The organism is Agaribacillus sp. DX54 (genome assembly GCF_056858335.1).
Window position 1 is genome coordinate 56,481 of the sequence record NZ_JBXEQE010000011.1, and the last position, 16,386, is coordinate 72,866.

Below are 16,386 nucleotides of genomic sequence, written 5' to 3' on the forward strand. Positions count from 1 at the left end.
CTAGAAATATGAGAAAATCTAAAAGATGAACGAAATAATTACATGATCACTATGCAAAGTCATTGCATAACAAATGGGGTAGAAAGAATCCGTTTATTGCCTTTTTTATTCATTTTTTGTGGGATCAAAGCCCGTTGAATGATCGTCTGCCCCTGAATATTTATGGTAACTACCAGGCAACTCAATCCTTACATATAAGAATTATCCTGCCCGTTCAAAAATCCGGCCATCGAAGGTGGGAGTTAATTCTTGAATAAGGTTTGGCATCCGTTGAAATCCGGTTGTTGAAGCAGCAATCACAATGCTTTAAAAATAAATCCGATGCAAATCAGACCGTAACTACTAGGCAAAAAAAACAACACGTCATCCACAGACCATTAATTTATGGGAGAATTGTGGCTGCTTAAGCCACAGATAACCGATCACCAAAATAAAAATCTTTATGAAAACAAACATTTACAAGGAGTCATCGCTGGTATCTAAAATCTGTATTTATGGCATAATTATGCTATGCTGTTCGGGCCCACGCATTGTTTTAGCGGGTGGAAATGAACAGCCTAAAGATAACCTTGCTGAGCATAGCGAACAAATAAATATCAGCGGAAGAGTGCTTGACGAAACGGACCAACCCTTGCCCGGCGCTACGGTGCTGGAAAAAGGTACGGACAATGGAACAATCACAGATTATGAAGGCAGGTTTACGTTGTCTGTCGCTGACGACGCGACGCTTGTAATATCATTTGTGGGATATGTGCAACAAGAAGTGAAAGTTAACGGAGCAACTGATTTAATCATCAGGCTAGAGGCTGATATGACTAATTTGGAAGAAATCGTTGTGGTGGGTTATGGAACCCAAATCAAACGGGATGTAACGGGTTCTTTGGCACAGATCGATGCACAAGAATTGGCAGAAATACCCGTACCTAGTGTTGCTCAGCAGTTACAGGGAAGATTGGTGGGCGTGCAAATCAATGAGAATAGTGGTGAACCGGGCGCTGCCCTTTCATTCCGTGTAAGAGGTGCTGCGTCAATAAATGCGGGAAACTCACCCTTGATAGTCATTGACGGATTTCCAACCACCAGCGGACTCGAGACATTGAGTCCTAACGAAATCGAATCAATATCGGTATTGAAAGATGCTTCGGCTTCCTCCTTATATGGCTCGAGGGCTGCTAATGGGGTTATTCTTGTTACCACCAAACAGGCTAAGCCAGGTCAAAAATCAATTGAATTTAACGCATACACAGGGATACAGGTGGTGCCTGAAAGAGGCAGACCCGATTTAATGAATGCACGGGAATTTGCGCAATTTAAAAAAGAATATTATGAAGATGCTGCGATTTACGAAGGTTATACCGGTGGCGTACCACAAGAATATGCCAATCCCGAACAATATGGACCAAATGACGGCACAGATTGGTTTGACATTCTTCTAAGGGATGCCTTGACCCAGAGATATGATTTAACCATATATACCGGGACAAAGGATTTAAAATCGGTTATAAACCTGGGCTACAACAATGAGGAAGGTGTAGTATTAAATTCATATTCAAACAGATTCAATGCAAGAGCCAATAATATTTATAATGCTTCGGACAAGTTAACGTTAGGGGTTAATCTTTCGATTTCTCACATTAGAAGTCAGGTAATACCAGGTATCGGTAATGGGCGCAATATTTTGGCTAATGCCTTTAATATGGACCCTACGATCGAATATCGAAATGAGGATGGTACATACCCCATTTCGTTCTCCAGACCGGGTATGTTTCCTAATCCAAACTATTATCTGGTGGTAACGCAAAGAAAAAATCCACGAAAAGAAACTGCGTTGCTGGCTAATCTATTCGGGCAATATGAGATTACGGACGGCCTTAAATACAAACTCAGTATCAATGCCAATACGGGCAATACAATAACCAGGTCGTTCACCCCATCCACAGCCCGGGGAGGCCTGGGCAACCCACCACCTCAGCCTCCGATAGGTAGCTATGGAACGGGTAATTTTCAGAATTGGTTGGTCGAAAATACGTTGAACTACAATAAGACCTTCAATGAGAAACACAATGTTGAGGCGTTGATTGGTTATACCTCACAATATTTTTCCAATGAATACAGCGGAATAAATGCAAGTGAGTTCCCTGATGATGAAATTGAATGGATCAATGTAGCGACCATTAGGATTGGTGAAACCACTGGCCCGGACGGAGTACCACTATTTAGCGAATCATCCTTATTATCGTATCTCGGTCGTCTAAATTATAATTATGATGGTAAATATTTACTCTCTTTGGCGTTTCGAAGAGATGGTTCATCAAGGTTCGGATCCGATACCAAATGGGGGAACTTTCCTTCCGTATCCCTGGGGTGGGTGTTGTCTGATGAGGGTTTTATGAGTGGTATCGAAAATATTGATCTTCTCAAGCTCAGGGCTAGCTATGGAAAGGTGGGTAACAATAACATTGGTGATTATACCTACCTGGCATCTCTCAGTACCGATAATTATGTATTTGGCGGACAGGTAGTGGCGGGCAGGTCGCTAAATGGCATAGGTAATGCCAATTTGACCTGGGAAACAACAACCAGTTACAACCTGGGATTAGACCTCGACCTTTTTGGTGGCAGAGTGTCATTCACCTATGATTACTATTGGAAAAAGACAGACGGACTTTTATATGGAGTCGATATACCGATTCAGTCAGGTTTTAACAACATTACCTCAAATATCGGTGAATTCAATTTTTGGGGGCATGAGTTCTCGGTGTTCTCCAGAAATTTAACTGGCAAATTAAAGTGGAATACAAACTTTAATATTTCTTTTGATAGAAACAAAGTCATAAAACTTGGTACAAATGATGCGCCTATCGGTGGTTATAGTTTGTTCTGGGATGATAATAGAACTGCGGTAGGAAACCCTATCGGCCTGTTTTACGGCTTTATAAATACAGGTGTTTATATGACGCAGGAAGAGTTCGATACGCAGCCGGTTGGCGCCACTTCAATGGTTGGAACGGCAAGATTTGCCGATATCAGTGGCCCGGATGGAGTACCCGATGGTATCATCGATGCCCATGACAGAACTTTTATAGGCGATCCGAATCCCGATTTTATTTATGGAATAACCAACAATTTTAGTTTCGGAGATATAGATTTAAGTATTGTAATGGCTGGAACCGTCGGGAATGATATTTCGGATAACCATTTTCAGTCGTCCGAAAACTTTGACGGTGTATTTAATATTAGAAGAGGATACGCGGATAGATGGAGGTCTCTTGAAAATCCAGGAAGCGGTCATTATCCAAGAACGCGAGCTGGTACTACAGCCGATTATCGCAATTTTACCGACAGGCAGGTTTTTAAAGGTACTTACCTTGCAGTAAAAAACATTACCCTTGCCTACAATATCCCACTACAGGGGCATAAGTTTATAAAAACAGCCAGGGTAAACATTAGCACCCGGAACCCATTTATATTCACTAAATATCCGGGCATGAACCCGGAAGTTGGAATTGCCGGTTTAAATGGCTTGAACCAGGGTCGTGATTTTACATCTTATCCTATTGCAAGGATTTACACATTGGGATTAAATGTGGGTTTCTAATAAATCTATGTTAAAAATTAAAAAAATAATATAATGAAAAATAGGTTTACATACATATTCTTGGTTTTGATGACCTTAGGCGCCTGTAGTGATGACTTTTTGGAGTTGGTTCCGGAAACCACCATAAGTTCGGCTTCGTTTTTTGAAAACGAAGATCAGTTTAATCAAGCGCTCATTGGAGCCTATTCCAACTTGCGTGGGGTTGCTTTCATGGGCATTTACATGGATGAAATGCGGTCTGACAATACTTTTTTTACGAGATATGCAGCCGATAGGGGTTCTGAATTAAGTATTGAGGCCATGGCTTCATTTTTAGATGATAGTTTTACAAGTTCGCGATCAAATAACCCTGGAAACAGATATGGTAATGCCTATCAGGGAATTGCAAAAACCAATACAATTCTCAGCCGGTTGCAAACTAATGATGCAGAAATTAGTCAAGAATCTATCGACGCCATAACAGGGGAGGCCTCATTTCTTAGGGCTTTTTATTATTTTGACTTAGTACAACATTTTGGAGGCGTCCCCCTGCAACTCGAGGAGATAAGATCCGAGGAGGATGCTTTTCTTCTAAAAAGTTCTGTAGATGAGGTTTACGCCCAGATTATATCGGACTTAGGAAATGCCATACCCAAACTTTCAGTTCCAACATCATTTCCACAATCTGGTCGGGCAACAAGGGGGGCAGCAAAAATGCTTTTAGCATATGCGTATATGTCCAAACCTTCACCGGATTATGCCAATGCTGAAGCCGAGCTTATTGATATAACGAATATGAATTACGCGCTGCTAGATGATTATGCTGATGTATTTGATCCGGCCATGAAAAACAATCAGGAATCTATTTTTGAGGTACAATATCAGTCGGGAAACGAAGGCCAACAGAGTGATTTCATTTGGAGGTTTATTCCAAAGACTACCAATACAGAAGCCATACTGGGGTTAAGAGGTACTAATTTGAGGGGAGGTATTACTAGTGGAGGATGGAATGTGCCCACCCAGGAATTGGTAGATTCCTATGAAGCGGGTGATCTTAGGCTGCCAGCCTCCATAGCGATTGCAGAAGGAACCCAGGAAGGTGAGAATTTTACAACTGAAAGGGTTGTTAATCCAGTGGGATATACGCCGGATCCTGACAAAACTTATTATTATTTTATCAATAAATATCTTCATCCACCTTATACCGTAGAATGGAATACAGATGACAACTGGCCAGTCTACCGGTATTCGGGCGCCTTACTTTTATTAGCTGAATGCCTGGTACAGCAAGGCAAGCATGGGGCAGCCCTTCCATATATAAATCAGGTGCGGGCAAGAGCGGGTCTGTCTTCTCTTTCCAGCGTAACATTGGAGGACGTTGCTTCGGAAATGCGCCATGAATTAGCTTTCGAGAATCATCGTTGGATGGATTTGATACGATATGGCACGGCTGTAGAAACAATGAATGCGGAAGGTAACAGATTAAAAAAACTATATGGATGGTTATTACCTGCGTCTTTTAATGTCACGGAGAACAGACTGATCTATGCCATACCCGATCGCGAGATTCTGATCAATAACAATTTGGTACAGAACGCTGGTTATTAGTTGAAATTTTAAGCACAGACTAATGTACAAAATCACAACGTCATTTATTGTATTACTTGTTTTTTCCGGTAACCTGTTGGCTCAACCCGATAGTAAGAAAGACTGGAAAGCAAATTGGATTACGTACGATAAGACTAATAATAAGGGCAATAGCTGGACCATTTATCGAAAGTCTTTTTACCTCAGTAAAGCACCCGAGCTTTCTGTGATGGCCAATATTGCAACCGATAGTAAATACTGGCTTTACATCAATGATCAACTGGTGGTCTTTGAGGGAGGGCTCAAACGTGGCCCTACCCCAAAAGATACCTATTATGATGAAGTTGAAATTTCCGGGCACCTCCAACAAGGCAAAAATACCATCGCCCTATTAGTTTGGTTCTGGAATCGCGATGGATTCTGCCATAAAAACAGCGGTAAATCAGGTTTGTTATTTGAAGCTCATCCTGATCATGGGCCCATTTTAAGCGATGAAAGCTGGAAAGTGGCAGAACACACGGCTTTTGGAGAAACGAAAGAACCTTTTCCAAATTACCGCTTGCCCGAATATAATATTCATTTTGATGCCCGGCAAGATATCTTCGGTTGGTACAAAAATGATTTTGACGATGCGAAATTTGAAAGCGCAACAGTTTGTGGAAAAGCCGGTGACCCACCCTGGAATGCACTATGGAAAAGACCGATACCGCTCTGGAGAGATAGTGGCATTATCGCCTATGAGAATGATAAGGATTGGCCCAATGAAGGGGTCGGCGAAATAGTCGCTATGAAATTGCCCAAGAACATCACCATAACACCCTACATGGAAATCGATGCTCCTGCCGGTCTGTCGATAGATATTCGAACCGATAATTATAAAGGGGGAAGCGAGTACAACGTCCGCACGGAATATATCACTAAAGATGGGGTTCAAAGTTTTGAAACCCCTGGTTATCTGAATGGGCATGAGGTGCACTACCGTATACCTGAAGGGGTTAAAATCCTTGATTTGAAATACCGTGAAACACGATATGACAGCGATTACAATGGCTTTTTTGAATCTGATCATGAAGATTTAAATACACTATGGGTCAAATCAAGCAATACAATGAACATTAACCTGCGGGATGCGATACAAGACCCTGACCGTGAAAGGTCACAATGGTGGGGGGATGCGGTAATCATATTGGGAGAAATTATGTACAGTGCTGATGACAAGGGGATGAAAATCATTAAAAAAGCCATGAGTAACCTCGTTGAATGGCAAAAACCGGATGGTGTTTTATTTTCACCGATTCCGGCCGGAAAATGGGAAAAAGAGTTGCCTTCTCAAATGTTGGCGGCGGTCGGTAAGTATGGTTTTTATAAATACTTCGAATATACAAACGACAGTGCGTTCGTCAAGTATGTATATCCGCACGTACGCCGTTATATGCGCCTTTGGAGCATGGATCAAAACCATCTGGTGGTTCATCGCAAAGGTGGATGGGACTGGTACGATTGGGGCCATAAAATAGATACTGCCTTATTGGACAACGCCTGGTACTATATGGCATTAGACGGCGCAGCGAAAATGGCCGATGTAGCTGGGTTTGAAAAAGAAGCCGGGGCTTATCGCCATAAAATGAAATTGTTGAAAGCTGCGTTTACCGATCATTTTTGGAAAGGGAATTTTTTCAGGAGTGATGCCTACCGATTTGCGGCTGATGACAGAGGAAATGGTTTAGCGGTAGTGGCCGGGCTTGTCAACCCGGAACAGTGGAAAAAAATGCGTCCAATTTTAGACAAGACATTTAACAGTGGGCCGTATTTAGAGAAATATGTTTTGGAAGCTTATTTTATAATGAACGATGGCAAGCCGGGAATAGCAAGAATGCTGCATAGATACGATCATATGATCGAGAGTCCTCTGACCACCTTATGGGAAGGTTGGGAAATTAATAGTCATACGTATGGTGGTGGAAGCTACAATCACGGATGGAGCGGGGGGCCACTGACGTTGATGAGCCAATATATAGCAGGACTTTCACCGGGTGAGGCGGGCTTCCAAAGTGTGCATGTTTTCCCGCAACCCTCCGGGTTGAAGCGCGCTTCCATGGGAACTGAAACCATTGCCGGCTATATGGAGACCTCATTTTACAAAAAAGAAGACATGTTTACGTTGACTATTGCGGTGCCCAAAGACAGTGATGTAAAGGTTGGCATCCCAAAGTTTGGAAAAGTCTATCAAAAAATACTACTCGATGGCACATTGATATGGGATAGGGGAAAACCTGTTAGTTCACCTATCGCCCATTATAACAATGAAAATACCCGATATATTATATTCAATGTTGCCAGCGGTAATTTAAAATTTGAAGCGATATTTTGATTGATTGCGATGATGATAAAACTAGTAAAAGTTTCTCATCTTGAATCAAGATTAAGTGCTTTCAAAAACGAAAAAGTCCGGAATGTTAACGGATTTTTCAGTTTAAGTGAATTGAGTTAGTTTTCTATTTGGGCGGAACTGAGCAGTTCACCCATTTAGTTTCGACTTACTGCTAAAAATTTAAAGTGGAATGCTCAGAAGATTTAAATATAAAGTTCATACCAAATGTTATTGGTTACCTGATCCGGAGCTATTTTTATAAAACAGATGTATAACCGATTAAATCCCCATGAAAAGAAGAGAATTTGTTAAAAATGGCTTACTAGCTACCTCGGGCGCAGTAATGATCCATTCAGTTTCCGGATGTGTCAACACTGAAAAACCGCTATCAGGTCTCGAGGAAATATACCGTAAATTCCAAAACCCTCCCGTTGATTCCCATGTGTACGTGCGATGGTGGTGGAACGGAAACCGGCTTGCCAAAGAGGAAATTTTAAGGGAGCTCGATGTGATGAAAACTGCCGGGATCGGAGGTGTGGAAATTAATCCCATTGCATTTCCGGGAGATACCGATCCTGTTGGCTATAAGGCATTGACCATTTTTGAAGATGATTGGTTGGAGATGTTGGAAACGGCGCTAAATGGCGCCAAGAGCCGTGGTTTGGTCTGTGATATGATTGTTGGGTCAGGTTGGCCTTTTGGGGGTGAGTTTCTGAAAAAAGAGGAGCAATCGCAAATGGTAACAATTGAGACGATAGATTTACAGGGAGGTAAGCAGTATCAATTTAAAATAGATGAATTGTTAAACCGGGTGGATCCCGATCTCCATTCCAAACATAAAAATGTCTACAAAGATTTGGTCATGGTGCGACTCCTTCCAAAAAATTCCAATGAATTTACGGAAGGAAAAGATTTAATGGGCAATATACACGACGGCCTTCTGAAAGTGGATGTCTCCGAAGATGATGTTGTATTACATTATGTGGTAAAACTTACGGGTTACATGGCGGTTATTAATGGTGCTCCGGGAGCTGCAGGCCCTGTATTGAATCATTACAGCAAACCGGCGACAGAAGCGTATCTCAATAGGATCTCCGGACTTATTACCGGCAAAATTGGGAATATGGGTGATCATATAAGAGCCATGTTCTGTGATAGCATGGAACTGGAAGGTGCCAATTGGAACGATGATTTGCCCGATGAATTTGAAAAAAGAAGGGGTTATTCATTATTGCCGTACCTTCCATTTGTGCTGAAAAAAGTGGGACATATGGGAAACCCATTGGATGAAGCTTATGGAACCGTATTTCCCGATGATGTTGTGGATGTGCTAAAACGTGTTGAACTCGATTTTTATCTGACCCGTATAGAACTGTTTAAAGAGCGTTTTATAGACACTTTCAACCATTGGTGCCATCAAAATGGGGTAAAATCAAGAATGCAGGCCTATGGCCGTGGTATGCATCCTTTGGAGGCGAGTAGGGAGATTGATATTCCCGAGTGCGAAACCTGGTTGTTCAAAGATGTCGGAAGGGAATATCCCGACACGGGATTAAAAGGCCGGGCGCCTAGAATGTGTAATAAATATGTTTCATCGGGAGCGGTACTTGCAGGAAAAAAAATAGTGAGTTGTGAAGAAATTACCAATACCGCAATGGCGTTTATGGCAACCCTTGAAAATATTAAGGTAGCCGGTGATCAAAGTAATATTTCAGGGGTCAATCACTCGATATTGCATGGTTTTAACTATTCACCTCCCGAAGCTAATTTTCCGGGTTGGATCCGTTACGGCGCCTATTTTAATGAACGGAATACCTGGTGGCCCTATTTCAAAAAGTGGACGGACTATAAGGCCCGTATTTCTTTTCTTTTGCAGAACGCTACGCCCCAAGCCAATATCGCTATACTTCAACCACTCACCGATTTGTGGTTAAAAATGGGGCCACAGCGCGATCCTTTTCCACAAAAGTGGTATCCCGATTATCAGAACAACCTTTGGGAAGCCATCAATCAAAATGGCGGTGGATGCGATTATGTGAGTGAAAATATAATTAAGAAATCGACCTTCGAAGATGGTAAAATGAATTTTGGTAAACGCTCATATTCCACGCTTCTTTTGCCGGAAATTGAAACTTTGGATGTGGAAACGGCCAAAGCTTTGGTCGCTTTTGCGGACGCAGGAGGAAAAATTGTATTTATTGGGAAAGTACCCTTTAAATCAGCTTCCTATCATGATGCAAAAAGCGAGGATGAAAAGGTCGATCAATTAACTAAGAAACTATTGAACAGCCAAAAAGGGAGTGTATTGAAATACCCCGTTCCAAATGGCGATGTGATCGGATGGTTTGGAAAGCTGCAAGATGATTTAGGGCTCAAACCCTATGTGAGGTTTGACAAAACACATAAATATTTGAGTCAAGCCAGTTATCTGGTACAGGGTCATCGGGTTTTTTTCATAGCCAATAGCAGCTTATCGGAACATATATCCGTGGAGGCTGAATTTGAAGCGGACGCCAATCTTTATCCTTGGGTCTGGCACCTTGAATCGGGAGAAAGAATGCGTTATCCCCACAGCAAAAATAAACGAAGCATTCGTTTGGAGCTTCCCAGAGCCACCTCAATCATGATTGTATTCGAAAAAGACGCCAGGGGAAATGTGTTCCAAACCTTCGACTTTCGTAAAAATGGTAAAGCAATAACAGGGCAGTGGGAATTGCAGTTATTTCATATGAATGGAGATGAGCGAAGGCTGAAATTGGAAACGCTAACTGATTTAATCGAAATGGATGAGACGAAAAATTTCGCAGGTGATGTGATCTATGAAAAGACAATCATCCTTGACGATGATAACTATCGGCACCTCGATCTGGGTGATGTTCAGGGAATTTCCGAGCTATCCGTTAACGGTGAATCGATGGGAACACGTTGGTATGGGGCCCACATTTATGACATAGGCGGTTCTTTAAAGAAAGGTGAAAACAAATTGACGGTTAAATTGACCACTGTTGTCGGGAATTATCTTAAAGGTTTGAAAGACAACCGGGTTGCCCAAAATTGGACCAGACACCAGGATTATTATCCTATGGGTATTTTAGGGCCTGTCAGACTGGTTTGATGACGGGGTATGCAAAGGTTTTATGGCTTCATTGGGAGATAAATAAGTAAATGGCTTCTTGTAGTTGGTTTCTACCGGTGGAATTACCCCCGTATTGCTATCGTCTACTTCCGAAGAGGTAGTTTTGCCACGGAGCATATCCCATATCTTCCGGTCTCTGTTGGCGACCATTTTATGGAGCTTTTCAAACTCAGGGGGAAATGATACTACGCCAAATGGTTTTTTCCGTTCACCATAAATATGCACACCGTTGACAGCACGAAATTCATGAAGGAATTGATAGGATTTTTCATTTACCACACTTCGTAGTACCTCATAATCTACATGGCTTTCCGGTTGTTTCCCAAACAATGAATATTGAATGAGATTTGAGAGTTCTCTATAGCCCTTATCATTCAGATGGCAACCATTGATGGTGTAAGGTCCTCCTGCTTTTCTGAACAACTCAAGCGTAGGATCAAACAGGTTGACGAATAAAATTCCAGCCTGTGTTGCTACTTCATTCATTTTAGCAGTATAAAGCGCGAGGTTTTTGTTTTCTTTTATGCCGTCAGGCAACATATGATGATCTGACAAGTTTTCGAAAGCAATTGGGGAGAACAACACGATCTTACCGGCATTAACAGATAATTCAGGGTTATTGATCAGGCTGTCGCTGATAAATACACGTAGGGACTCACCAAACTTATCAATACCCTTTGGTCCATCAAACGATTCATTGTAGCCAAAAAACAGCAACAAGAATGTTGGGTTTTCATCTTTTAAGGCTTTCCCCGGATTCCGCCCCTGGCTCCTGGGCCTCAAATCCGGTGTATCCCCTGGCCAGCACATGTTGCGCACGGTCAGTTGCCTGTCAGGATATTGTAGATGCAGCCGCGTTTCGAAATGTCCAAAATATTGCATCCTGGATCCCAGGGTATTGCCCAACATCACAATTTTCTCTTTAGGGCCAAGCTTGAGGTCAACTGGCTTGATTCCATAGTTCCCGGACCCGCAGGACCACAACCCTATGGTTAACAAAAGAACCGTAACAAAGTGTGTATATCTCATCCGTATTAAATTTCTGTCAAGTTTATTAATGGATATCAATCAGAAAGATTCCGGTTTTCTTCCTTTCTTAAACTTCTGCCCGAAACCTGAGTTATTAGGATTGTATGCATCCACAAAATCCACATTAACTCCCTTCTTTGGAATTTTCTTTTCCATACCCAACGCCCAGTAGATACCATTCAAGGCAAGCTTCCGCATGGATTCGTCTTTGAAATCATAAGGGTGGCCTAGCGTAGTAAAGAACACCCTGGCTGCTTTCCCCGAAGAACCGGTATAAGTTCTTGTCCATGCCACGGGATTGGTTAATGGGAATATGTCCAAATCTCCGTTTTGTTCGTGATTTGATCGCAAGGACCTTCCGGTAAGTAAATGGTTACTGTCAGCGGGTAGGGCATGTTCACCTCCGTGTACATGATATAGCCAGGAATAGGCTTTAAAAGGCGCTACTCCCCTTAATATCTTATGGTTTTGTTTTCCATCAATGATGGTTACATCTGTCAAAAAGCCATGCCCATCGCTGAAGTGCCCATGATGCGTGATCCATTTCTGTCCAAAAACTTTAATCGGCCATTCATCATTCCTGTATTCTCTTTCCGGATCGCCTTCATACTTGAATGCATGCGTGGCTGTTCTGAAGCCTGCCATAGGCTTGCCCGACTCAGCAAAATCCAGGATATATCCGGCCTGTTCGTCCGGCAAAGCCCTAAAGCGGGTAAAAATCACCATCATATCGGCCTCTTCCAGTACTTCCAACCCGGGTATATTGGTGGTATTGTTGGGGTCTATATATCCATTGTCATCCAGTGCATAGCGCACGGTTACCTTACATCCCAATTCCCGCTTTAAGATTTTTGCCAGCATGGGCATGGATTCTTCCGAACGGTATTCTTCGTCTCCGGTTACGAAAACAACGTGTACTTGCTTACCGGATTGAGCAGGGGTTGTCCGGATGGAAATTCCAAGCAGAAACCATGCGGCTGTGAATAGTTTTAAGTGTTTCATAGATACTTGAGTTTTAGTTTTTTTCCCATTTTATTTTTGCCGGGTAAGGATCTTTTTTGTCCCATCCGGTATCAGAAAGAAACAACTATAGTCCAGGCTGTCCAAGCTATTCCAATGCATTTCTCTATACTTTTATGTTTCATACCTTGCTAAATAATTACCCAAACTATTCTTGATCGTCTTAAACTTTAAAGCTAACTTTCAAGCGAATGAGATAAAGTGTCAAGTCCCATCAATTTTGTGTACATTTTAACATGCTTTTTTATAAAGTTATCAACTTTATAGTCATCGACTTTTGTAATTTTTATGGCAATCGTGCTTCTTTAAAATCTTAAATTATATGATAAAGCACATATTCGAGGCTAATCAGATTATAGAGTGGTGATAATTGTTCTCCCATTTTAGGCATTTATCTGATAAGGGGAGGGACCAAACATGTGTATATTATGAAAGCCATCTTGACAGTTAATGATCCGGAACTCTCTGTTTCACGCTATCCGAAAAAGTAGAAGTACAAGCTGAAGCCCTCTCAATCATAGTAATAAAAAGGGCCGGATCTTCCGAAACGGCCCTTATTCGGGCTTTTCTGGGAAAAGCGCTAATTTAAAACTATCGACGATACCAATACTACCGCGACCAAAAAGTAAACTCACTTAGGTTGGCAACCGTTTCGTTTCCGTCAATAGGGCGAGTCGGTACTATTCTAATGTACCTGTAATTGGCGGTATTGGCTTTATTAAATTCCACTTCGATGGTTTTATCATCGGCATTGTTGGTTACCTGTTGTAGTTTCACCCAGCCTTTCGCTACAGCATCCGCTTCCCACTCAGCGATGGTTCCATCTTTGATATTAGCAGTTATAGCTGTCATAATCGCTCCATTGAATCCCCAAATTTGCAAATCGGCAGGTTGTCTGCCCGTATAACACCCTGGTCTTCCATCCAACCTGAATTTTCCGGGTCTGGCATTGTCCGCATCAAAAAAGGCGCTTGAGAGGTCTTCGTATTTTTTATCTTGATCCCAAGGCCCCTCCAATGTTTTGAAACCTCCCGAAGCCTGTTGTATATATACGGTACCCGACTGTCCGTGGGCACCACCAATATAAAAATCCTCTAATTTATCTCAATTGACATCTCCCACACTTATCCCTGGACCGAATTGTGAATATTTATGAGGTAACAATATCTGTGACTCATAATCATCATATTCATTTTCCCGATGTCGAAAATCAATGGTCAAACCATGATGAAAGCTTGTAAAAATGGGTTTATCATTATTATCCCTGGATTCCAGGAACACGGCCTGATTGTAATTAAGTTCTATTTGTTGGTTGCAATTTAGACCGGTCAAGATTTGTTGCCTGCCGTCAAACCAGGTCACAATAAGGTTATCTATAATCTGACTTTCACCCAGACCAAAATGAATTTGTTCCATTGAAGATTGAAAACCTCTGGTAACATAATATTCTATGAATTGTTTTTTACCATCATATCTTAATTCAATGCTCGAACCAATACCATTTCGATTTTCTTTTGGACCACTAAGTTCTATTTTCAAATAATTTTGATGTTGTCTTTCCAGATTATTTCGGTAAAGAAAGGGAGGCTGATCTACATTATTAATCACAAGATCCAAGTCTCCATCATTGTCAAAATCGGCATAGGCACAGGCATTGGAGAATGAAGGTTGTGAAAGTCCCCATTCTGTGGTTACTTTTTCAAAAGTTAACAACCCATTATTTCGAAACATGTAATTTGGTATTTGCTTAACTGGCATCCTTTCTATGAGTTCTTTCATGAGATAGGGAATATTTTCCCTATCACTCGAGTTTGGCTATTTACTAGATAAAATTACTGATAAATAAAAAATAGTGATAATACTGGGATTATTGCTATTTTTTTAGGATTTTTATATCTAGTTATATAACTAGATTTTACAATTATGGGATACCCTACTAAAATTCAACTGATCAAAAGAGCTAAAAGCGAACAATGGTACATCAATTTCCCGGCTGCTATTGCACAGGCCATGGAGTTTCAGCGCGGAGAGGTGGTCGAATGGTTCATTGAAGACAATCAAAAAATGGTCCTTAAAAGAAGTGATCAAGCGGTGGCTTCTCTGAAAAAAAAACTCAAGAGCAAACCCTCTGCAAAGAATTCGACAGACTCTTAGCCCTTGGCGCGGGGGCCTTCAAGCAGACAAGAATAGCGGCAAGGGCCAGGCAACTGGCTTATGGTGCACTTACTTGTTTGGGCAGACATACTTTAACGGGAATGCTGACCGCCAGTGGGCGTCAATTTGTGGATTGGTCAGCAGCCTATAGACTATTTGCCAACCAGCGCGTTGACATCGGGGAGCTATTCAAAGTAGCTTGTGGCGAGGTTTTACAACAATTATCCCCCCAGCAAATGATCATCGCCCATATGGATGACACCTTAGTGAAAAAGACCGGTAAGCAGGTAGCCGGTACAGCCTGGCGCAGAGATCCCCTGGGCCCTCCTTTTCACACTAACTTGCTTTGGGGACAGCGATTCCTACAAATATCTATGGCCCTTGCTGACCAGCCGGGCCCCTGCCAGTCCAGGGCCATTCCTATAGACTTCCACCACTGTCCTTCGGTCAAAAAACCTGGCAAGTCAGCCACTGAACAGGATTGGGCCTGCTACAAGCAAGCACAAAAACAAGTCAATTTGAGTAAACAGGCCACTGCGCGTATGCAAGTACTCAGGGCAAGGCTTAATGAGCAAGGCGCAGCAGCCAAACAAATCCTGCTAAGTGTAGATGGGAGCTACACCAATACAACGATCTTAAAATCTTTACCTGCAAGGACCACCTTAATCGGCCGTATCAGAAAAGATACTGCCCTTTATCAGTTGCCCGATCCCAACACCCGGCCAGGCAGAAAGCGCCTTTACGGACAACCACTCCCCAGCCCCGAGCAAATCAGGCAATCCGATGAATATCCCAGCCAAAAAGTGCAGGCCTGGGCTGCCGGAAAGGTACATGGCTTTAATGTTAAACGACTAGGGCCGGTAAGGTGGCGAAAAGCCGGAGGTCAGCATGATTTACAGTTAGTGATTATAAAACCCCTGGGTTACAGGCTTACCAAAAAATCCAGAGTGCTCTATCGAAGGCCTGCCTATCTGATCTGCACCGATACTGAACTTGCTATTGATAAACTCCTGCAGGCTTACCTGTACCGCTGGGAAATAGAAGGCAACTTTCGCGATGAAAAAACTTTACTTGGATGTGGGCAGGCACAGGTCAGAACGCCCCAGGCTGTGGAAAAAGTACCTGCCTTCATCGTTGCCCTCTATGCCCTGCTAAAGATGGCTGCCCACAACACTTACAGAAAACAAACCAAAAGGGTATTGACCAGGCCCCGATGGTACCCAAATAAAAAAACAAAACGCCTGACCAGTAGTGAAATTATTAATCTATTACGTACCGAAATGTGGGCTAAAGCACTAGGAGGCAATTTCTCCGGCTTCGTGAAACAGCAACAACGGCTCAAAAGCCACAGAAACACCGCTAATCCACTACCTGCCGCTCTTTTTTATGTGAGAAAATAGCCAAACTCGAGTAGCAGGGAAAAGGGCATGCCCTTTTCCTTGCTAAACTGTGCATTCCTTGTTGCCAATTTCTGTGCACGCTTAATTGCCAAAAACGGTGCAGTTTTATTTA

General features: G+C 42.3%; 10 protein-coding genes. 6 read left to right on the forward strand and 4 right to left on the reverse strand.

What is annotated here, in order from left to right; all coding sequences use genetic code 11:
* Window positions 1–442 precede the first annotated feature (442 nt).
* From AC04NP_RS13600 to AC04NP_RS13615, 4 genes are all read left to right on the forward strand, one after another.
* Window positions 443–3,598 (forward strand): SusC/RagA family TonB-linked outer membrane protein, encoded by a 3,156-nt coding sequence (locus AC04NP_RS13600; RefSeq protein ID WP_482860311.1) that lies wholly within the window; start codon window positions 443–445, stop codon window positions 3,596–3,598.
* Window positions 3,599–3,631: 33 nt separating this feature from the next.
* A complete protein-coding gene (locus AC04NP_RS13605; protein ID WP_482860312.1) occupies window positions 3,632–5,185 on the forward strand; it encodes a RagB/SusD family nutrient uptake outer membrane protein in 1,554 nt (517 codons plus the stop codon).
* Between the two features lie 22 nt (window positions 5,186–5,207).
* Window positions 5,208–7,535 (forward strand): alpha-L-rhamnosidase-related protein, encoded by a 2,328-nt coding sequence (locus tag AC04NP_RS13610; RefSeq protein WP_482860313.1) that lies wholly within the window; start codon window positions 5,208–5,210, stop codon window positions 7,533–7,535.
* A 289-nt stretch (window positions 7,536–7,824) separates the two neighbouring features.
* Window positions 7,825–10,650 carry a glycosyl hydrolase gene (locus tag AC04NP_RS13615; protein ID WP_482860314.1) on the forward strand — a complete coding sequence of 942 codons (2,826 nt, stop codon included), beginning with the start codon at window positions 7,825–7,827 and terminating at the stop codon, window positions 10,648–10,650.
* On the opposite strand, the gene AC04NP_RS13620 is transcribed toward AC04NP_RS13615, so the two are convergent.
* The 4 genes from AC04NP_RS13620 to AC04NP_RS13635 all read right to left on the reverse strand — a co-directional run bounded on the left by AC04NP_RS13620 (window position 10,627) and on the right by AC04NP_RS13635 (window position 14,499).
* A complete protein-coding gene (locus tag AC04NP_RS13620; RefSeq protein ID WP_482860315.1) occupies window positions 10,627–11,700 on the reverse strand; it encodes an SGNH/GDSL hydrolase family protein in 1,074 nt (357 codons plus the stop codon). The genes AC04NP_RS13615 and AC04NP_RS13620 overlap by 24 nt on opposite strands.
* 39 nt (window positions 11,701–11,739) lie before the next feature.
* Window positions 11,740–12,702: a ThuA domain-containing protein gene (locus AC04NP_RS13625; protein WP_482860316.1), complete on the reverse strand. Its 963-nt coding sequence runs from the start codon at window positions 12,700–12,702 to the stop codon at window positions 11,740–11,742.
* A 627-nt stretch (window positions 12,703–13,329) separates the two neighbouring features.
* Complete coding sequence (locus AC04NP_RS13630; RefSeq protein ID WP_482860317.1) at window positions 13,330–13,737, reverse strand: discoidin/SUN/FTP domain-containing protein; 408 nt, start codon at window positions 13,735–13,737, stop codon at window positions 13,330–13,332.
* 87 nt (window positions 13,738–13,824) lie between these two features.
* Window positions 13,825–14,499: a CRTAC1 family protein gene (locus AC04NP_RS13635; protein ID WP_482860318.1), complete on the reverse strand. Its 675-nt coding sequence runs from the start codon at window positions 14,497–14,499 to the stop codon at window positions 13,825–13,827.
* A gap of 144 nt (window positions 14,500–14,643) precedes the next feature.
* On the opposite strand from AC04NP_RS13635, the gene AC04NP_RS13640 reads away from it, so the two are divergent.
* Together AC04NP_RS13640 and AC04NP_RS13645 are read left to right on the forward strand one after the other, a co-directional pair.
* The gene (locus AC04NP_RS13640; RefSeq protein WP_482860319.1) at window positions 14,644–14,874 is read left to right on the forward strand and encodes a hypothetical protein; all 231 of its coding nucleotides are present in this window, start codon (window positions 14,644–14,646) and stop codon (window positions 14,872–14,874) included.
* A 32-nt stretch (window positions 14,875–14,906) separates the two neighbouring features.
* Window positions 14,907–16,274 carry an IS701 family transposase gene (locus tag AC04NP_RS13645; protein WP_482860405.1) on the forward strand — a complete coding sequence of 456 codons (1,368 nt, stop codon included), beginning with the start codon at window positions 14,907–14,909 and terminating at the stop codon, window positions 16,272–16,274.
* Window positions 16,275–16,386 lie beyond the last annotated feature (112 nt).